The following is a 17,101-nucleotide window of genomic DNA, read 5'->3' as shown; positions in this document are numbered from 1 at the left end:
TGACGCCAAGGAGCATCCCAATGGCCACCGTAGCAGTAACAGACGCAACCTTTGACGCCGAAGTGCGCCAGTCCGACATCCCCGTCGTCGTGGATTTCTGGGCGGAATGGTGTGGCCCTTGCAAACAGATCGGCCCCGCTTTGGAAGAACTCTCTGCCGAGATGGCGGGCAAGGTGAAAATCGTCAAAGTCAATGTTGACGAAAACCCCAATTCGCCCGCTCAGATGGGCGTGCGCGGTATTCCTGCGCTATTCGTCTTCAAGAACGGCCAGGTCGTCGCGAACAAGGCAGGCGCTGCCCCCAAAGCCGCGATCCAAGGCTGGATCGAAGACTCGATCTGACGCTAGACAGGCCATCCATGGCCGCGCAAGACCTGTGCAATCCGGTCTTGCGCCTCTGGCCTGCCTGCGTTGATCGCTTGCATTTGCAAGAACCAATAGAGATAGGCTGCGTAATCGGGCGCATGGCTTGTTACGGCACTAAAGGCCGCCTCTGCGCCGATATCGGCGATATTCAGCGTGATATGGTGAAAATCCGACCGTCCGAACAGGATCGCGGGTTTGTTGAACAAGAACCCCTGTAACGCCAGCCCCGAATTCTGCGTGACGATGTAATCGCAAGTGCGCAGGTAACGGTCGGGGTTGCCCCGGCGGATATAGAGCCTGTCATATTCGGCAAGCAGCTGTTCCAGCGCACCTTCTTCGTCGGGCTGATAGGTCTCAGAGGGGTGCAGCGTGGCGATCACCGGGCGGGCGGGGTCATGTTGCAGAACGCTGCGGATCATCTCTATGGGGCTGCAATGCTGGAATGACCGCTTTTCTGTCAGACGCCCCTGCAAAGGGATAAAGACAAAACCATCCCGGCGCGGGTCTTGGACCGCATCGCCAAACAGGCGCTTTTGCCAGAAATTTTGAAAATTCGCAGCCTTGGTCGGATCGACGAATGCCGGTTCAAACCGCGCTTGGGCGACGGGCCAATCCCAGCGTTCGGCCTGCGTTTCGATATGCCAGAACGGCACGATATAGGTCTTGCGCATCGTCAGGCTGCGGCCATTGACCGGCGGGTCCATCAAGAAGATACCGCGTCCCGGCCGTGCCATTGCGCGCAGCCGTGCAAGGGTATCGTCGCTGTCAAAGGCAACGGTCAAACCGGCATCGGTCAGCACTTTGCCGATCAGGGCGATGAAATTATGGCGGCCCTCTTGTGCTTGCTTGCGCAGCTTGGGGTGCAGGTAAAACGTGACAACACTGGCGATACTCATGCGTTAAGGCTAGCCTTGGTGCGTGGCAGCAGCAAGGTGGCGGGGTTGTTTGCATGGCAACCTGCCGCCATATAGCCACAAGCGACATGGAGACGGTGACGATGGCACAAGACAACTTTCCGGGCTGGCACGGCACCACGATCATCGGGGTGCGCAAAGGCGGCAAGGTGGTGATCGCGGGTGACGGGCAGGTTTCGTTGGGCCAGACCGTCATCAAAGGCACCGCGCGCAAGGTGCGCCGCCTGTCACCCGGCGGGCAGGATGTGATCTGCGGTTTCGCCGGATCGACCGCCGATGCCTTTACCCTGCTGGAACGGCTGGAAAAAAAGCTAGAGGCGACGCCCGGCCAACTGGCCCGCGCCAGCGTTGAATTGGCCAAGGATTGGCGCACCGACAAATATCTGCAAAAACTAGAGGCGATGCTGATCGTCAGCGACGGCAAGGATCTGTTCGTGATCACCGGCGCGGGCGATGTGCTGGAACCCGAACATGATGTCACCGCCATCGGATCGGGCGGCAATTATGCTTTGGCCGCCGCACGCGCGCTGATGGATAGCGATCTGGCGGCCGAGGACATTGCCCGCAAGGCAATGGCGATTGCGGCGGATATCTGCGTTTATACCAACGGCAAATTGACGGTGGAATCTTTGGGATGATCAACCGCGACGATCTGAAAGCCGCCGTCGGCAGCGGGCTTTTGTCGGAACGGCAGGCGGCCAATCTGATCAGCCTTGCCGATAGCCGCCGCGGCGCGCGCGAGGCATTGGCCGCCGGTGATGAACCCTTCGAGCTGTTCAAAGGCTTCAACGAGATTTTCATCGTGATCGGTCTGCTGATCCTGTCCTCTGGCTGGTGGGGCGTGGTGACGCTGCTTCTTGGCGGCAGCCGGATCGTCAATCTGCAGGATTATGCTTTGGGCGTGTCACTTGCGGGTGCGGCGTTTCTGTGGCTGCTGTCGGAATATTTCATCCGCAAAAGACGCATGGTCGCGCCCGCCATCGCGCTATCAATCATGTTTGCGGGCAATGCAGCCTTTGGGTTCATCGCGCTGATGTCGGAACCATTCATGATCGCGCAGGGCGATTATAGCAGCGTGCCCGTCCCGCTCTTGCTCGCCACGCTTGCCCTTGGGCTTTATTGGTGGCGGTTCCGCGTGCCATTTGCCATGGCGATGATCGCGGTCGGGCTATTCGTCGTGGCAATCATCTTTGCCGCCAGCCGTGGCGGAAGGATCACAGAAATCAGCGACCTGTTCCTGCTATCGGCGGGCGGGCCATTTGCCTGGATCACGCTGGCGCTGGGCTTGCTGGTCTTCGCCGCCGCGATGGCATTCGACACAAGCGATCCACACCGCGTCACGCGCCGGTCCGCCAACGGGTTCTGGCTGCATGTCGTGGCCGCACCCGCATTGGTGAACACGGTGGCGCTGTCCTTGCTGGATCAGCACAATGGCGGGTCAAACCTGATCTTGCTGGCCTTTCTGGCGCTTTTCGCGATCGTGGCGATCGTCATCGACCGTCGGTCGTTCCTGATTGCGGCGATCGGTTATATCGTCGTGCTGGCAGGCACTGTGCTGGATGGCAGCGGTGCGGCCTATACCGTGCTGGCGCTGGGCATCGTGCTGTTGCTGCTGGGTGCGTTCTGGGAACGGATCCGCGCGCGGGTGCTGCGGCTGATGCCGGGTTTCGTGCCGCTGCATAAACTTCCTCCTTCTCATAACCAAGGACTGACATGACAGACCTGACCCCCCGCGAGATCGTATCGGAACTGGACCGTTTCATCATCGGACAGGCCGAGGCCAAACGCGCCGTCGCCGTCGCCCTGCGCAACCGCTGGCGCCGCAAGCAATTGGGCGACGACCTGCGCGACGAGGTTTATCCCAAGAATATCCTGATGATCGGCCCCACCGGTGTGGGCAAAACCGAAATCTCGCGCCGTTTGGCGAAACTGGCCCGCGCGCCCTTTATCAAGGTCGAGGCGACCAAGTTTACCGAGGTCGGCTATGTCGGGCGCGACGTCGAACAGATCATCCGCGATCTGGTGGATACCGCCATTCTGGATACCCGCGAACATATGCGCGAGGATGTGCGCACCAAGGCCCGCGAAGCCGCCGAAGAACGCGTCATCACCGCCGTCGCCGGCACTGACGCCCGCGAAGCCACGCGCGAAATGTTCCGCCGCAAGCTCAAATCAGGCGAGCTGGACAACACCGTGATCGAGCTGGAACTGACCGACACATCCAACCCGATGGGCGGTTTCGACATCCCCGGGCAGCCCGGCGGCATGATGAATCTGGGCGATCTGTTCGGCAAGGCGATGGGCGGGCGTACCGTCAAGAAACGCATGACCGTTGCTGACAGCTATGACGCGCTGATTGCGGATGAGGCGGATAAACTGCTCGACGATGAAACCGTTACCAAGGCCGCGCTGGAAGCGGTCGAACAATCCGGCATCGTGTTTCTGGACGAGATCGACAAGGTCTGCGCCCGGTCCGATGCACGCGGTGCCGATGTGTCGCGCGAAGGTGTACAGCGTGACCTGCTACCGCTGATCGAAGGGACGACCGTGTCCACCAAACACGGCCCGATCAAGACCGACCATATCCTGTTCATCGCATCGGGTGCGTTCCATGTCGCCAAACCGTCGGACCTGCTGCCCGAATTGCAGGGCCGTCTGCCGATCCGCGTGGAATTGCGCGCCCTGACCGAAGGCGATTTCGTCCGCATCCTGACCGAAACCGATAATGCGCTGACCTTGCAATATTCCGCGCTGATGCAGACCGAACAGGTGATCGTCACCTTCACCGAGGACGGGATCAAGGCGCTGGCCAAGATCGCCGCCGATGTGAACGAGGCGGTCGAAAACATCGGTGCCCGCAGGCTTTATACCGTGATGGAACGCGTGTTCGAGGATCTGTCCTTCAACGCGCCCGACCGTGGCGGCGAGGATATCGCCGTCGATGCCGCTTTCGTCGAAAAGCATCTGGGGGAATTGTCCCGCTCGGTGGATGTCAGCCGCTACGTTCTTTGAATTCCGGTTAGCGCTATCACTTTGCGCTGGCACCCGCGGCAGGACCGGATCATGACTATGGCATGACCGGCTTGCGCAGCTACCTCACCTTCATCCGCGACAACGCGCCCTTCCTTGCGACGGGCGCGCTGTTGTCGTTTCTGTCAAGCTTCGGGCAGACCTTTTTCATTTCGATCTTCGGGGGCGAGATCCGCGCCGATTACGGCCTGACCAACGGCGAATGGGGCCTGATCTATATGGTCGGCACCGGCGCGTCGGCGGTGCTGATGGTCTTTGCGGGGGGATTGGCAGACCGGTTTCGGGTGCGCAGGCTGGGGATCATCGTGGTCTGGATGCTGGCGCTGGCCTGTCTGGCGATGGCGTTCAACCCTGCCGTGGTGCTGCTGCCTTTCGTCATTTTCGCGCTGCGGTTCACCGGCCAAGGCATGACCAGCCATGTCGCCGTCGTGGCCATGGCACGCTGGTTCATCGCCACGCGCGGCCGCGCGCTGGCCATCGCCGCCTTTGGTTTCATGCTGGGCGAGGCGACCTTGCCGCTGACCATGGTCTGGCTGAAATCCTTTATCGACTGGCGGATGCTGTTTGTGGGCAGTGCGCTGTTCTGCCTGCTGGCAAGCGCTGTGCTGTTCCGCCTCCTGCGGCTGGAACGGACCCCGCAATCCGTGGCCGAAAGCAACCAATCCACCGGCATGAATGCCCGCTATTGGACAAGGGCAGAGGCGCTGCGCCACCCGATGTTCTGGGTCATGGCACCGGCGGTCATGTCGTTTTCGGGGTTTGGCACGGCCTTCTGGTTCCATCAGGCGCATTTCGCGGAAATCAAAGGCTGGTCGCATCTGTCGCTGGTCGCAGTCTTTCCGCTGGGCACGGCAGCGCTGTTGCTATCGACGATCATCTATGGCTGGGCGGTGGACCGTTTCGGCGCGGTGCGGCTATTGCCGGTCTATCTGTTGCCGCTGGTCCTGGCCTTTGTGTTGCATTGGTATGCGCCATCGCTGTGGTGGACGGCGATCGCCATCATCCTGATGGGGCTGGCGGGGGGTGGACAGGCCACGATCCTGAACGCCTGCTGGGCGGAACTTTACGGCACGCGCCATATCGGGGCGATCAAATCGGTGGCGACGGCGCTGATGGTGCTGGGCTCGGCCATTGGTCCGGGGTTCAGCGGCTGGCTAATCGATATCGGCGTGGGGTTCGAGGTGCAGCAACTGGGCTATGCCGCGCTGTTCGGTTTTGCCTCGCTGATCATGATCGTGCCGGTCAGGCAGGCGCGGATCGCGCTAGCGCCTGCGGCGTAGATAGACGTAATAGGCCCCATGCCCGCCGTGTTTCAGATGCGCGGGGGTGACTTGCAGGATCGCTTGCGCCAAGGGCGGCAGGGCCATCCATTGCGGCACCTGATGGCGCAGCACGCCGTTGCGGGTGGGGATTGGCCCGCCATCGTCGCGGTCCTTGCCTTTGCCGGTGATCACCAGCACCAGCCGGCGGCCCATCGCCTGCGACCCAAGGATGAAGGCCAGTAATTCCGGATGCGCCTCGGCCATCGTCATGCCATGCAGGTCGATCCGCGCCTCTGGCACCAGTTTGCCGCGTTTCATCTTGCCAAAGGATTTGCTGTCCATATTGACCGGCGCATTGGCCAGACGATGCGTGATGCTGGGCAACAGGTCATTGGGGCGATGCGCATCGGCCTTTTGGCCGACGTGGAAATCGGGCAAGGGATCGCGCGGCGCGACAGGTTTCTTGCGCAGCGGGGGCAAGGGCGCGGGGTCGGGTTTCGCCTCGGGGGACATGGGCTTGGTCGTGCCTTTGACACGGTCCCAGAGAGCGCGTTCCTCGGGCGACAGATGGCGGGGCCTGCGCATCAGATGACCCCCGCCGCCAGACGATCCGCAACCGCGATGGGCAGCAGCACGATCATGCGGCCACCGTGTTTGACGCCGCCCGCAATGGCACCTGCGCCAGGCCCGGTCCCAAAGAATATATCCGCGCGCTGCGCCCCCTTGATCGCTGATCCGGTATCCTGCGCGACCATCAGCCGCGTCATCGGGTCGGGGGCGTCTTTTTCGATCCAGACAGGCGCGCCCAAAGGCACATGATCGGGATCAACCGCGATACTGCGGCCAGCGGTCACGGGGCGTTTCATCGCGCCGATAGGGCCGTCATCATCCGCCAGATCGGTCAATATGCGAAAGAACACATAGCTTTCGTTGATCCAGAGCAGATCGCGCCCGGCATCGGGGTTCTGGCGGACCCATGATTGAATGAACGCAGCCGACACCTGATCGGCCGAGGTGACACCGCGCGCGACCAGTTCCTTGCCGATTGAAGTATAGGGCAGCCCATTCTTGGCGGCGAAACCCAAGCGCAGGACGGACCCATCGGGCAGCTTGATGCGGCCCGACCCTTGGACCTGCAGGAAAAACGCATCGACGGGATCGGATAGCCAGACCAGTTCGTGACCCTTGGCAAGCTGCCCTTGCTCGATCTGGCGGCGTGTCGCCCCTTTGGGCAGGTCGGGCGGGAGCGCGTGGACCGGATATTTGAACCTGTCATCCGCAACACGCGCGCCCAAGATCTCTGGCTCATAATAGCCGGTGAACAGCATGGGCTGGCCATCGCTGATCAGCACGGGGCGGAAATACATCTCGAAAAATCCGCGCGGATCGGTGCTGGTGGGGGCCAGATGGCAGGCAGCCTGCCACCATGGGTCGGTGATCCGGTCCGCCGTTTTGCAGAAAACATCAAGGGCGGCGCGATGTTCATCGGCCGCCCATCCGTTCAAATCATCGAAACGCTGGATATGATATGTCGCCTTGGCCATCCCGCCGCCTGTTTTGCCATAAGGCCGCCAAAAGCTGTCAGATCATTCGCCGGTGGCGACCAGTTTCCAGTTCGGATCGCCTGCATCCATCTTGCGGGCGAATGTCCAGGTATCGACAAGCCGCTTGATTTCTTTCTCGCTGCCTTCGACGATTTCACCCTCGGCATTGCGCACGACGGATGTCATCTCGCTTTTGAAGCGGACCGAGACTTCGCCTTCTTTCGTCGTCTCGTCAAATTCAGCATGGGCCAGCGTCATGTCGCTGATCCCGATGAAATTGGCGGTGACGGTCAGGCCCTGACGCTGGCGGTCATCGACGACGCTGGCGAAGGCTTCATAGACATCCTGGGAAATGAACGGGACGATACTGTCCAGATCGCTGTTTTCAAAGGCCATCAGGATCATTTCATAGGCACCGCGCGCGCCGCCCAGAAATTCGCTGACGTTGAAATCGGGATCAACACGTTTCATCGCGGCCAGCGCCTTGGCGGCAGCGGAATCTGCTTCGACGTGATCGGTGATATCCAGATCCGGCCCGCCTTCGATGACGTCGAAATCAGGTTTGCGGCGGGTGGTGGTTTCCTGCCGTGTCACGGCGGGTTTTTCGAACCCTTCGCGCGTGCCAAGAACACCGCGCAAACGCAGGATCAGGAAAACAGCGATGCCCGCAAGCACCAAAAGCTGAATAATCGGAGAGTTCATCAGGACCTCGTGTCAGAACAAAGCATGGAAACATGCCTCTTGGCTTCTTATGTAGGTCACGGGTGCGGTCAAGTCCACTGTACCACCAACAAGTTGTGAAAGGCCCGCATCATGTGGCTGTTATTTGCATTCATCGCCGTTCCGATGATCGAGATCGCCCTGTTCATTCAGGTAGGCGGGTTGATCGGCATCTGGTGGACCCTTTTGATCGTCGTGGCGACGGCGCTGGCAGGCTCGGCGCTGGTCCGCCATCAAGGCCTGCGCGAGCTGGGCAATCTGCAACGCTCGTTTTCAGACCTGCAAGACCCGACAGAACCATTGGCAAATGGCGCCATGATCCTGTTTGCGGGGGCCTTGCTGCTGACACCGGGGTTTTTCACGGATATCCTCGGCCTGTCTCTGCTGGTCCCTGCCGTGCGGCGCGCTGCGTTCCATTGGATCAAGGCGCGGATCCGGTTTGCGAAATTCGAACGCCAACCGCATCATCCCGCGTCGCAACGGCCCAGTGACACGATCATCGACGGCGACTTTGAAGAAGTCCCGCCCGAGAAACGCCCGACGCATCCGCCATCGAAATGGACCCGGCATTGAGCCTGCGGACACGGGCTGCTAGGAACAGGCGACCGAATAGCAACCAAAGCAGGTTTTCATGACTGATACACCCGACAATGCCGCGCCAGCCGCGGCTGGCGCCCCCCAACAACAGCAGATCACCAGCCGCGTTCTGGCCCAATATATTCGCGACATGTCGTTCGAGAATATTCTGGCCCAGAAAGGCGTCAAAGGTGATGCCCAGCCGGAAATTCAGGTGCAGGTGAACCTTGATGCCCGCAAGCGGACGGCAGACCACCAGTTCGAAGTGATCACCAAGCTGAACATCACCAGCAAAACCAAGGCCGCAAACGAGCCTTTGTTCGTGCTGGAAATCGAATATGCGGGCGTGTTTCACGTCGAAGGCGTGCCAGAGGAACAGATGCATCCCTATCTGCTGATCGAATGCCCGCGCATCACCTTTCCCTTCCTGCGCCGGATCGTCAGCGACGTGACCCGCGACGGTGGTTTCCCTGCGTTGAACCTTGAAACCATTGATTTTCTGGCGCTTTACCGTGCCGAATTGGCCCGGCGTGCCGAGGCCGACAAGAAAACCGTCAACTAGGCCCGTTTCCACAACGCAGCGTCGCCCATCGCCTGAACAAAGGCTGTATGGGCGGCGATTTCCTCGGGGGTGATGCGGGGCGGCAAAGGCTCTGGGCGCGGACCGACACGCACGGCCGCCGCATCCTGTTTACTGCTTTGCGTGCCGCCTTGGGCCAAGGCGAAATCGGGCTGGCGACCGCCGATCAGTTCCAGATAGACCTCTGCCAGAATTTCACTGTCAAGCAAGGCGCCATGCAGGGTCCGCGCCGCATTATCGATGCCAAAACGACGGCAAAGCGCATCAAGTGACGCAGGCGAGCCGGGAAATTTGCGCCGGGCAATGATCAATGTATCGACCGCGCGATCCATCGGCAGGGCGGGTTTTTGCAGCCAGCCCAATTCGGCATTGAGGAATTTCATATCGAAAGCGGCGTTGTGGATCACCAGTTTGGCATCACCGATGAAGGTCAGGAAATCATCCGCGATATCCTTGAACAGCGGTTTATCCGCCAGAAAATCATCACCCAACCCATGCACGGCAAAAGCCTCGGCAGGCATGGCGCGCTGGGGGTTGATATATTGGTGATAGGTCCGGCCGGTGGGGACATGGCCGACCAATTCGACCGCGCCGATTTCCACGATCCGGTCGCCTTCACCCGGTTCAAACCCCGTGGTTTCGGTATCCAGAACGATTTCGCGCATAAGTCACCCCGTCAGTTTGCCGATCAATTCTTGCACGGCGGCGCGGGTGCCGTCCAGCGTCAGCGTCTTGATCACATGATCGGCGCGGGCGCATTTTTCAGCATCCGGCATTTGCCGGGCCAAAATACTGTCAAGATGCGCCGATGTCATGCCAGGCCGCGCCAAGATACGGGCGCGCTGCACGTCCGGGGGCGCGGTGACAACAAGGACAGAGCTCAGCCAGCTGTCAGCCCCGGTTTCGAACAAAAGTGGTATGTCGAACACAAGAATGGCAGCATCATTGGCAGCAATGAATGCCGATCTGTCAGCCGCGACCAGCGGATGCACAATATGTTCTATTTTGTCCAAGACCGATGGATCAGCCGCGATCATGTCTTTTAATTTGTCGCGCGCGATTGCACCATCAATGATGGCATCGGGAAAGATATCGCGGAACAGGGGCACGGCTGCGCCACCTTTGGCGTAAAGCCTGTGAACGCTGGCGTCGGCATCCCAGACCGGCACGCCGGCGTCGCGGAACATCTGGGCTGTCGTCGATTTGCCCATGCCCATCGACCCGGTCAGACCCAGATAATGCGTCATGCCAGAACGGCGCGGCGCAGGTCGTCGTCAACCTCTGGCCGTTTGCCGAACCAGCGTTCAAACCCCGGCACACCTTGGTGCAACAACATGCCCAGACCATCGACGGTGACACAGCCTTTTTCCGCGGCGGCATCCAGAAATTTGGTGCGCAGCGGGGTATAGACGATATCGGTGACCACCGTGCCCGCGCGCAGAGCGTCAAGCGGGACGCGGAATTCCTGTCCACCCGTCATGCCCAGCGATGTCGTGTTCACCAATGTTGCGGCATCGGCCAGAACAGACCCCGCCTGCACCCAATCGACAATGCGGATGCGCGCGCCGAAATCAGCGCGCAGGGCCTCTGCTTTGGGGCGGGTCCGGTTGGTCAGGATGATTTCTGGCGCGCCAGCCTCGATCAGGGACATGATCACGGCGCGGGCAGCCCCACCGGCGCCGAAAACGACAGCCGGGCCAGCCTTGGCATCCCAGCTGGGTGCGCCTTGGTGCAGGTTTTCAATAAATCCATAACCATCTGTATTATCTGCGAAAATACGGCCATCTTCTTTGAATGTCAGCGTATTGGCCGCGCCGATCAGCGTGGCACGATCCGTCAATTGATCGGCGATCTGTAAAACGGCTACCTTATGCGGCAGGGTGACGTTCACGCCGACGTAACCTTGGGCGGGCAAGGACCGCAGCGTGCGTTCCAAGGCATCCTCGGTCACCGGCAAGGCGTCATAGCTGCCGTCAATGCCATAGCGGCGCAACCAATGGCCGTGCAGCTTGGGCGAGAGAGAATGGCTGACCGGATTGCCGATCACACCGGCGCGGGGAAAATGAGTCATGACGGCAATGTTCCGCGAAGTGTCAGATATGACAAGAGTTCAAGCAAAGGCAGGCCAAGAACAGTGAAATAATCCCCTTCGATGCGTGTAAAAAGACGCACACCTTCTTGTTCCAGCTTATAGGCACCGACCGCGTCACGGATATGATCCCAATTCCGGTCGACATAGGCGGCCAGATAATCGTCGGATGCATCACGCATATGAAGGCGCACAACGCCAACGTGACGCCAAAGCGGTTTACCCTCGCCATAAATGACAAACGCAGAAAGCAGCTGATGTTTGCCGCCGCGCAGGGCATGCAATTGGGCCAGCGCCTGGGCCTTTGTGTCGGGCTTGGTCAGAATATCCTGGCCAAAGGCCAGCACCTGGTCGCAACCGATGACCAGCGCATCGGGGTTTCTGGCGGCGATTTTCTGCGCTTTGAGTTCGGCGAGCGTGTCGGCGATGTCGCGCGGCGATGCATTTTCGGATTGCAGCGAGAGGCGCACGGCCTCTTCATCGATCCGCGCGACCTGCACCGAAAAAGGCACATCTGCATTGCGAAGCAATTGCGCCCGGATCGCGGAACCCGATGCGAGGATGATCTGGTCTTGCATGTGGATAACCCGATGGAAAACACCGTTGCAATGCGGCGGGAAACTGAGCTTGAAAACCCTGTTACCGCCGGGCTGTGCAGAAACCTAGACTTGTTCGCCACGACCGCCAGCTTTTTCCACGGTGGGAAAGGATAAATCAAGGCTGTGGAAGAATCGGATCATTGGGTTCTGTCAAGACCGATACCGCGTGAAATAACTGGCATTTTACTTTACTTAAGGCATTGATATTTATTATCTTTGCTAGAAATTTCAGTCTCTTTCCCGTTTCCCTTTCCGCGACAGGCCTTGTTGATAAGTCTGCGGATGGAAAAAGTAGCCACAGGAAAATGATGACCTAAAATCAACATCATCTTTTCTTTCTATCTATATATTTATTAAAGATGGCTGACCTAACCAAAGCGAGTGCGCGATGCCTGATCTGATCTTCCTGCTTTATCCCTGGATCAAGGCTTTGCATATCATGGCGGTGATCGCCTGGATGGCAGGGTTGTTCTATCTGCCGCGTCTGTTTGTCTATCATGCGGAACGCGCAGCTGTCGGGTCAGAGCTGGATCAGACCTTTCAAATCATGGAAGCCAAGCTGCTGCGGCTGATCATGAACCCTGCGATGATCGTGGCCTGGCTGGCGGGTTTGGTGCTGTTGTCCATGGGTGTCTTTGATTGGGGTGCGGCCTGGTCCTGGATCAAGATAGGCGCTGTGCTGGCGATGACGGCTGCGCATGGATGGATGGCAAAGCGGCGCAAGGAATTTGCAGCGGGCCAGAACACGCGGTCGGGGCGGGCCTATCGGCTGTTCAACGAGGTGCCCACGGTTTTGATGGTGGTGATCGTCCTGGCTGTGATTGTGCGGCCATTCTGAAGGCACGTTGACTCGGTCCGCATCCGCGCTTATCAGACAGGCGTGATCCGTCCGGGTCATTGATTTCCCCATCTGTCCCTTCATCGCCGGTGATATCGCTGGCACAGGATCTTCCTATGCAACAAGACCGCTTGAACCTTGCCGATTTGAAAGCACAAAGCCCCAAAGACCTTTTGTCGATGGCAGAAGAGCTGGAGATCGAGAACGCGTCGACGATGCGCAAGGGCGATATGATGTTCGCGATCCTCAAGGAACGCGCGGATGATGAATGGGTGATCGGCGGCGATGGTGTGCTGGAGGTGTTGCAGGACGGTTTCGGTTTCCTGCGGTCGCCAGAGGCGAATTACCTGCCTGGTCCGGATGATATCTATGTCTCGCCTGACATGATCCGGCAATATTCTTTGCGCACGGGTGACACGGTCGAAGGCGTGATGAAGGAACCCAACGATAATGAACGCTATTTCGCGCTGACCTCGGTTGAACGGATCAATTTTGAAGATCCGGAACGGGCGCGCCACAAGGTTGCCTTTGACAATCTGACACCGCTTTACCCCGAAGAACGGCTGACGATGGAGATCGCTGATCCGACCGTTAAAGACCGGTCCGCACGGATTATTGACCTGGTGGCCCCGATCGGCAAAGGCCAGCGGTCATTGATCGTGGCGCCACCGCGCACGGGTAAAACGGTATTGTTGCAAAATATCGCCAATTCGATCGAGAAGAACCATCCGGAATGCTACCTGATTGTCCTGCTGATCGACGAACGCCCAGAAGAAGTGACCGATATGCAGCGGTCGGTGAAAGGCGAGGTTGTATCATCGACCTTTGACGAGCCTGCCACGCGCCATGTTGCTGTTGCCGAGATGGTGATCGAGAAAGCCAAGCGCTTGGTGGAGCATAAGCGCGATGTCGTGATCTTGCTGGATTCGATCACGCGACTGGGCCGGGCCTTTAACACGACCGTTCCATCATCTGGCAAGGTGCTGACCGGCGGTGTTGATGCCAATGCCCTGCAGCGGCCAAAGCGGTTCTTTGGCGCGGCGCGCAACATCGAGGAAGGGGGTTCGCTGACTATCATCGCCACTGCGCTGATTGATACAGGCAGCCGGATGGATGAGGTGATTTTCGAGGAATTCAAAGGCACGGGCAATAGCGAGATCGTGCTGGACCGCAAGGTCGCCGACAAGCGCGTCTTCCCGGCGATGGATATTCTGAAATCCGGCACCCGCAAAGAGGAATTGCTGGTCGAAAAGGCGGATCTGGCCAAGACCTATGTGCTGCGCCGGATCCTGAATCCGATGGGGACCACCGATGCGATTGAATTCCTGATCGGGAAGTTGAAGCAGACCAAGACGAATTCCGACTTCTTTGACTCGATGAACACTTAACTTATTGTTTTAATACAATAAGATAAAGATATGGATACGATTTTCGCACTTGCCACCGCCCAGGGACGGGCGGGTGTTGCCGTTATTCGCTTGTCCGGGCCTGCGGCTTTTGTCGCGGCTGCCCGGATGATGGATACGGTGCCAGAGATGCGCGGCCTGCGGGCTTTGCGCGATGGCAAGGGCGCGCTTTTTGACGAGGCGCTGGTGCTGCGCTTTGGTTCCGGCAAGAGCTTTACCGGCGAAGATGTGATCGAGCTGCATCTGCATGGCAGCCCGGCGGTTGTGGCCGCCGTGCTGCGCCATCTGGGCGATGATCCGGCGTTGCGACCGGCCGAAGCGGGGGAATTCACCCGCCGTGCGCTGGCCAATGGGCGGCTGGATCTGGCGCAGGTCGAAGGTCTGGCCGATCTGATTGATGCCGAGACGGAAAGCCAGCGCAAACAGGCATTGCGCGTCTTTTCGGGTGCTTTGGGTGCGATTGCGGATAGCTGGCGCAAGCGGTTGATCCGGGCGGCGGCCTTGCTAGAGGCGACGATTGATTTCGTCGACGAGGATGTGCCAGTTGATGTTGTCCCCGAAGTGCGCGACCTGTTGCAGGGCGTGCGCCGCGAGATGGCCCGCGAGGCTGCTGGCGTGCGCATGGCCGAACGGTTGCGCGATGGGTTCGAGGTGGCCATCATTGGCGCGCCGAATGTGGGCAAGTCGACCTTGCTGAACCGGCTGGCGCAGCGTGATGTGGCCATCACCTCAGAGATCGCCGGGACCACCCGTGACGTGATCGAGGTGCGTCTGGATCTTGACGGCCTGCCTGTGACATTGCTGGACACGGCCGGTCTGCGGGACACGGATGATATTGTCGAAAGCCTGGGCGTCGCGCGTGCCCGTGCCCGTGCGGAACAGGCGGATCTGCGGGTTCACATGCTGCTCGATGGCCCCGTGCCGGCGCATGATTTGGCGGCGGGGGATATCTATGTGCAGGCCAAGGCCGATATCAAGACGGGTGACGGGCTTGCTGTGTCCGGGCTGTCCGGTGCGGGCGTGGATGCCTTGGTCGCGCTGATTGCGGATGAACTGGGCAGGCGCGTCGCATCTGTAGGGCTGGCCATGCGCGAACGGCACCGGCTGGCCTTGTTGCGGGCGGTGACCTCGCTGGATGAGGCGGGGGCGGGGCTGGATGCTGGTCACGGCATGCTGGATCTGATCGCCGAGGATTTGCGGACGTCGATCCGCGCGGTGGATAGCCTTGTCGGCCGGGTTGATGTAGAACAGGTGCTGGACGAGATCTTTTCCAGCTTTTGCATCGGCAAATGAGGAGTGTTTCACGTGAAACATCACGATTATGACGTCATCGTCATCGGTGGTGGCCATGCTGGCAGCGAGGCCGCGCATGCCGCTGCAAGAATGGGTGCACGCACCGCGCTGGTGACCTTGACGCATCGGTCAATCGGAGTGATGTCCTGCAACCCGGCGATTGGCGGATTGGGCAAGGGTCATCTGGTCCGCGAGATTGATGCAATGGGTGGCGTCATGGGTCATGTCGCTGATCGGGCGGGGATCCAGTTTCGTTTGCTGAACCGCAAGAAAGGACCAGCCGTCCAAGGCCCGCGCGCGCAGACCGACCGGGCCATTTACCGCGACACGATGCAGGCGATGCTCTCTGCCCAGCAAAACCTGGCGATCCTGGAAGGCGAGGCCACTGATCTTGTGATGCAGGATGGCCGGGTGGCCGGTATCCATCTGCGCGATGGGCAGGTCCTGACGGCGCGATCAGTCATTCTGACGACGGGTACTTTTCTACGCGGCGTGATTCATATCGGCGATATCTCTCGGCCCGGTGGACGCATGGGGGATGATCCATCCGTGCGCATGGCCGAACGGCTGGACGGGTTCGGTTTACCGATGGGCCGGCTGAAAACTGGGACGCCGCCACGCCTGGATGGCCGGACGATTCGCTGGGACGCGCTGGAAAGCCAGCCATCTGACGATGATCCGGTGTTGTTTTCCTTTCTATCGACAGGGGTCGTTGCCCAGCAGGTTAATTGCGGGATCACCCATACGAATGAAAACACGCATGACATCATCCGTGCCAATCTAGGGCGGTCTGCGATGTATGGCGGCCATATCGACGGGGTAGGGCCGCGCTATTGCCCATCGATTGAAGATAAGGTTGTGCGCTTTGCCGATAAGGGTTCGCATCAGATTTTCCTCGAACCCGAGGGCCTGAATGATCACACGATCTATCCCAACGGGATATCGACATCGCTGCCCGAAGATGTGCAGCGGGATTATGTGCGCTCGATCCATGGGCTGGAAGATGCGGTGATCCTGCAACCGGGATATGCCATCGAATATGATTATGTTGATCCACGCGCCCTGCGCCCGACGCTGGAATTGCGCGATGTGCCGGGGCTATATCTTGCTGGCCAGATCAACGGCACGACAGGTTATGAAGAAGCAGCCGCACAAGGCCTGGTCGCTGGTTTGAATGCCGCTACGGTCGCGCTTGAAAAAGATGCTATTCTGTTCAGCCGCCGGGAATCTTACATCGGCGTGATGGTCGATGATCTGATCACCCGCGGCGTGTCAGAGCCTTACCGGATGTTCACCTCGCGGGCGGAATTCCGGTTATCCTTGCGCGCTGATAATGCGGACCAACGCCTGACCGCGCGTGGCCGGGCCATCGGGTGCGTTGATGACACGCGGTGGGCGGCATTCAGCGCCAAGATGGACCAGATTGCCGATGCCAAAACGCGGCTGGGGGCGATCAGCCTATCGGCACGGGATATTGCGGCGGCAGGTGTGCAGCTGAACGCCGATGGCCCACGCAAAACCGCGTTAGAGGCGCTGGCCCTGGCAGATTTCGGATTCGCCCAATTGACCGCTATCGAGCCAGAAACAACAGATATCGCGCCGGATATTCAGGACCAGGTCAAGAAAGACGCGCTTTATGCGCATTACATTCTGCGCCAGGAAAAGGACGTTTCGGCATTGGAACGGGACGAGGCGCAGGCGATTCCCGATGATCTCGATTATGCGGATGTGCGCGGGCTCTCGACGGAATTGGCGATGAAATTGCAGAAAACCCGCCCGACATCCATCGCGCAGGCGGGCCGGATCGAAGGTATGACACCTGCGGCGCTGATGTTGCTGGTCGCGGCGATCAAGCGTCGCGCGCTGGCAGCGACTGGATCCTGAC

Annotated in this window: 19 protein-coding genes; 11 read left to right on the top strand and 8 right to left on the bottom strand. The window is 59.6% G+C overall.

The window, feature by feature from the left end:
• Window positions 1–20 precede the first annotated feature (20 nt).
• On the top strand, window positions 21–341 hold the full coding sequence (gene trxA / locus LOKVESSMR4R_RS17850) for a thioredoxin (RefSeq protein ID WP_087211556.1): 321 nt from the start codon (window positions 21–23) through the stop codon (window positions 339–341).
• Window positions 342–343: 2 nt separating this feature from the next.
• On the opposite strand, the gene LOKVESSMR4R_RS17845 is transcribed toward trxA, so the two are convergent.
• Window positions 344–1,261, bottom strand: coding sequence for a hypothetical protein (locus tag LOKVESSMR4R_RS17845; RefSeq protein WP_087211552.1), 918 nt, complete (start codon window positions 1,259–1,261; stop codon window positions 344–346).
• 101 nt (window positions 1,262–1,362) lie between these two features.
• On the opposite strand from LOKVESSMR4R_RS17845, the gene hslV reads away from it, so the two are divergent.
• The 4 genes from hslV (at window position 1,363) to LOKVESSMR4R_RS17825 (ending at window position 5,589) form a co-directional block, all read left to right on the top strand.
• Window positions 1,363–1,917: an ATP-dependent protease subunit HslV gene (hslV, locus tag LOKVESSMR4R_RS17840; protein WP_087213538.1), complete on the top strand. Its 555-nt coding sequence runs from the start codon at window positions 1,363–1,365 to the stop codon at window positions 1,915–1,917.
• Window positions 1,914–2,996, top strand: a complete 1,083-nt coding sequence (locus tag LOKVESSMR4R_RS17835; protein WP_087211549.1) for a hypothetical protein — start codon at window positions 1,914–1,916, stop codon at window positions 2,994–2,996. Before hslV ends, LOKVESSMR4R_RS17835 begins: the two co-directional genes overlap by 4 nt.
• A complete protein-coding gene (gene hslU, locus LOKVESSMR4R_RS17830) occupies window positions 2,993–4,291 on the top strand; it encodes an ATP-dependent protease ATPase subunit HslU (RefSeq protein WP_087211546.1) in 1,299 nt (432 codons plus the stop codon). The genes LOKVESSMR4R_RS17835 and hslU overlap by 4 nt, the downstream gene beginning before the upstream one ends.
• 62 nt (window positions 4,292–4,353) lie before the next feature.
• Window positions 4,354–5,589: an MFS transporter gene (locus tag LOKVESSMR4R_RS17825; protein WP_087211543.1), complete on the top strand. Its 1,236-nt coding sequence runs from the start codon at window positions 4,354–4,356 to the stop codon at window positions 5,587–5,589.
• Here LOKVESSMR4R_RS17825 and LOKVESSMR4R_RS17820 read toward each other — a convergent pair.
• Genes LOKVESSMR4R_RS17820 through LOKVESSMR4R_RS17810 form a run of 3 tightly spaced genes read right to left on the bottom strand, consistent with a single transcriptional unit; the run spans window position 5,572 to window position 7,817 of the window.
• Entirely contained in the window at window positions 5,572–6,156 is a 585-nt protein-coding gene (locus LOKVESSMR4R_RS17820) for a Smr/MutS family protein (RefSeq protein WP_087211541.1), read from the bottom strand. The two genes, LOKVESSMR4R_RS17825 and LOKVESSMR4R_RS17820, sit on opposite strands and share 18 nt — an antisense overlap.
• Complete coding sequence (locus tag LOKVESSMR4R_RS17815; RefSeq protein WP_087211538.1) at window positions 6,156–7,115, bottom strand: murein transglycosylase A; 960 nt, start codon at window positions 7,113–7,115, stop codon at window positions 6,156–6,158. Before LOKVESSMR4R_RS17815 ends, LOKVESSMR4R_RS17820 begins: the two co-directional genes overlap by 1 nt.
• 42 nt (window positions 7,116–7,157) lie before the next feature.
• A complete protein-coding gene (locus LOKVESSMR4R_RS17810) occupies window positions 7,158–7,817 on the bottom strand; it encodes a Tim44/TimA family putative adaptor protein (protein ID WP_087211534.1) in 660 nt (219 codons plus the stop codon).
• A gap of 111 nt (window positions 7,818–7,928) precedes the next feature.
• Between LOKVESSMR4R_RS17810 and LOKVESSMR4R_RS17805 the strand changes: the two genes are divergently transcribed.
• Window positions 7,929–8,408, top strand: a complete 480-nt coding sequence (locus LOKVESSMR4R_RS17805; protein WP_087211530.1) for an FxsA family protein — start codon at window positions 7,929–7,931, stop codon at window positions 8,406–8,408.
• 58 nt (window positions 8,409–8,466) lie between these two features.
• Window positions 8,467–8,973: a protein-export chaperone SecB gene (secB, locus tag LOKVESSMR4R_RS17800; protein WP_087211524.1), complete on the top strand. Its 507-nt coding sequence runs from the start codon at window positions 8,467–8,469 to the stop codon at window positions 8,971–8,973.
• Here secB and dnaQ read toward each other — a convergent pair.
• Genes dnaQ through LOKVESSMR4R_RS17780 form a run of 4 tightly spaced genes read right to left on the bottom strand, consistent with a single transcriptional unit; the run spans window position 8,970 to window position 11,658 of the window.
• The gene (dnaQ, locus tag LOKVESSMR4R_RS17795) at window positions 8,970–9,656 is read right to left on the bottom strand and encodes a DNA polymerase III subunit epsilon (protein ID WP_087211521.1); all 687 of its coding nucleotides are present in this window, start codon (window positions 9,654–9,656) and stop codon (window positions 8,970–8,972) included. The two genes, secB and dnaQ, sit on opposite strands and share 4 nt — an antisense overlap.
• A 3-nt stretch (window positions 9,657–9,659) precedes the next feature.
• The gene (gene coaE / locus LOKVESSMR4R_RS17790; protein ID WP_087211518.1) at window positions 9,660–10,238 is read right to left on the bottom strand and encodes a dephospho-CoA kinase; all 579 of its coding nucleotides are present in this window, start codon (window positions 10,236–10,238) and stop codon (window positions 9,660–9,662) included.
• The gene (locus tag LOKVESSMR4R_RS17785; protein WP_087211516.1) at window positions 10,235–11,062 is read right to left on the bottom strand and encodes a shikimate dehydrogenase; all 828 of its coding nucleotides are present in this window, start codon (window positions 11,060–11,062) and stop codon (window positions 10,235–10,237) included. The genes coaE and LOKVESSMR4R_RS17785 overlap by 4 nt, the downstream gene beginning before the upstream one ends.
• The gene (locus tag LOKVESSMR4R_RS17780) at window positions 11,059–11,658 is read right to left on the bottom strand and encodes a Maf family protein (RefSeq protein ID WP_087211513.1); all 600 of its coding nucleotides are present in this window, start codon (window positions 11,656–11,658) and stop codon (window positions 11,059–11,061) included. The genes LOKVESSMR4R_RS17785 and LOKVESSMR4R_RS17780 overlap by 4 nt, the downstream gene beginning before the upstream one ends.
• Before the next feature lie 409 nt (window positions 11,659–12,067).
• On the opposite strand from LOKVESSMR4R_RS17780, the gene hemJ reads away from it, so the two are divergent.
• From hemJ to mnmG, 4 genes are all read left to right on the top strand, one after another.
• Complete coding sequence (gene hemJ, locus LOKVESSMR4R_RS17775) at window positions 12,068–12,517, top strand: protoporphyrinogen oxidase HemJ (protein WP_087211510.1); 450 nt, start codon at window positions 12,068–12,070, stop codon at window positions 12,515–12,517.
• Window positions 12,518–12,633: 116 nt separating this feature from the next.
• Window positions 12,634–13,905: a transcription termination factor Rho gene (rho, locus tag LOKVESSMR4R_RS17770; protein ID WP_087213535.1), complete on the top strand. Its 1,272-nt coding sequence runs from the start codon at window positions 12,634–12,636 to the stop codon at window positions 13,903–13,905.
• Window positions 13,906–13,935: 30 nt separating this feature from the next.
• A complete protein-coding gene (mnmE, locus tag LOKVESSMR4R_RS17765; protein ID WP_087211506.1) occupies window positions 13,936–15,216 on the top strand; it encodes a tRNA uridine-5-carboxymethylaminomethyl(34) synthesis GTPase MnmE in 1,281 nt (426 codons plus the stop codon).
• 12 nt (window positions 15,217–15,228) lie between these two features.
• Window positions 15,229–17,100, top strand: coding sequence for a tRNA uridine-5-carboxymethylaminomethyl(34) synthesis enzyme MnmG (mnmG, locus tag LOKVESSMR4R_RS17760; protein ID WP_087211504.1), 1,872 nt, complete (start codon window positions 15,229–15,231; stop codon window positions 17,098–17,100).
• Window position 17,101: the final 1 nt, after the last annotated feature.

It is taken from the genome of Yoonia vestfoldensis (genome assembly GCF_002158905.1).
GTDB lineage: Bacteria > Pseudomonadota > Alphaproteobacteria > Rhodobacterales > Rhodobacteraceae > Yoonia > Yoonia vestfoldensis_B.
The sequence above is the reverse complement of the archived record's forward strand: the minus strand, read 5'-3'. Positions and strand labels throughout refer to the sequence as shown.

What these genes read in the sequence shown, in the direction of transcription:
- trxA (WP_087211556.1), top strand. Translation starts at nt 21, where the DNA reads ATGGCCACCGTAGCAGTAACAGACGCAACCTTTGACGCCGAAGTGCGC.
- LOKVESSMR4R_RS17845 (WP_087211552.1), bottom strand. Translation starts at nt 1,261, where the DNA reads ATGAGTATCGCCAGTGTTGTCACGTTTTACCTGCACCCCAAGCTGCGC.
- hslV (WP_087213538.1), top strand. Translation starts at nt 1,363, where the DNA reads ATGGCACAAGACAACTTTCCGGGCTGGCACGGCACCACGATCATCGGG.
- LOKVESSMR4R_RS17835 (WP_087211549.1), top strand. Translation starts at nt 1,914, where the DNA reads ATGATCAACCGCGACGATCTGAAAGCCGCCGTCGGCAGCGGGCTTTTG.
- hslU (WP_087211546.1), top strand. Translation starts at nt 2,993, where the DNA reads ATGACAGACCTGACCCCCCGCGAGATCGTATCGGAACTGGACCGTTTC.
- LOKVESSMR4R_RS17825 (WP_087211543.1), top strand. Translation starts at nt 4,354, where the DNA reads ATGACCGGCTTGCGCAGCTACCTCACCTTCATCCGCGACAACGCGCCC.
- LOKVESSMR4R_RS17820 (WP_087211541.1), bottom strand. Translation starts at nt 6,156, where the DNA reads ATGCGCAGGCCCCGCCATCTGTCGCCCGAGGAACGCGCTCTCTGGGAC.
- LOKVESSMR4R_RS17815 (WP_087211538.1), bottom strand. Translation starts at nt 7,115, where the DNA reads ATGGCCAAGGCGACATATCATATCCAGCGTTTCGATGATTTGAACGGA.
- LOKVESSMR4R_RS17810 (WP_087211534.1), bottom strand. Translation starts at nt 7,817, where the DNA reads ATGAACTCTCCGATTATTCAGCTTTTGGTGCTTGCGGGCATCGCTGTT.
- LOKVESSMR4R_RS17805 (WP_087211530.1), top strand. Translation starts at nt 7,929, where the DNA reads ATGTGGCTGTTATTTGCATTCATCGCCGTTCCGATGATCGAGATCGCC.
- secB (WP_087211524.1), top strand. Translation starts at nt 8,467, where the DNA reads ATGACTGATACACCCGACAATGCCGCGCCAGCCGCGGCTGGCGCCCCC.
- dnaQ (WP_087211521.1), bottom strand. Translation starts at nt 9,656, where the DNA reads ATGCGCGAAATCGTTCTGGATACCGAAACCACGGGGTTTGAACCGGGT.
- coaE (WP_087211518.1), bottom strand. Translation starts at nt 10,238, where the DNA reads ATGACGCATTATCTGGGTCTGACCGGGTCGATGGGCATGGGCAAATCG.
- LOKVESSMR4R_RS17785 (WP_087211516.1), bottom strand. Translation starts at nt 11,062, where the DNA reads ATGACTCATTTTCCCCGCGCCGGTGTGATCGGCAATCCGGTCAGCCAT.
- LOKVESSMR4R_RS17780 (WP_087211513.1), bottom strand. Translation starts at nt 11,658, where the DNA reads ATGCAAGACCAGATCATCCTCGCATCGGGTTCCGCGATCCGGGCGCAA.
- hemJ (WP_087211510.1), top strand. Translation starts at nt 12,068, where the DNA reads ATGCCTGATCTGATCTTCCTGCTTTATCCCTGGATCAAGGCTTTGCAT.
- rho (WP_087213535.1), top strand. Translation starts at nt 12,634, where the DNA reads ATGCAACAAGACCGCTTGAACCTTGCCGATTTGAAAGCACAAAGCCCC.
- mnmE (WP_087211506.1), top strand. Translation starts at nt 13,936, where the DNA reads ATGGATACGATTTTCGCACTTGCCACCGCCCAGGGACGGGCGGGTGTT.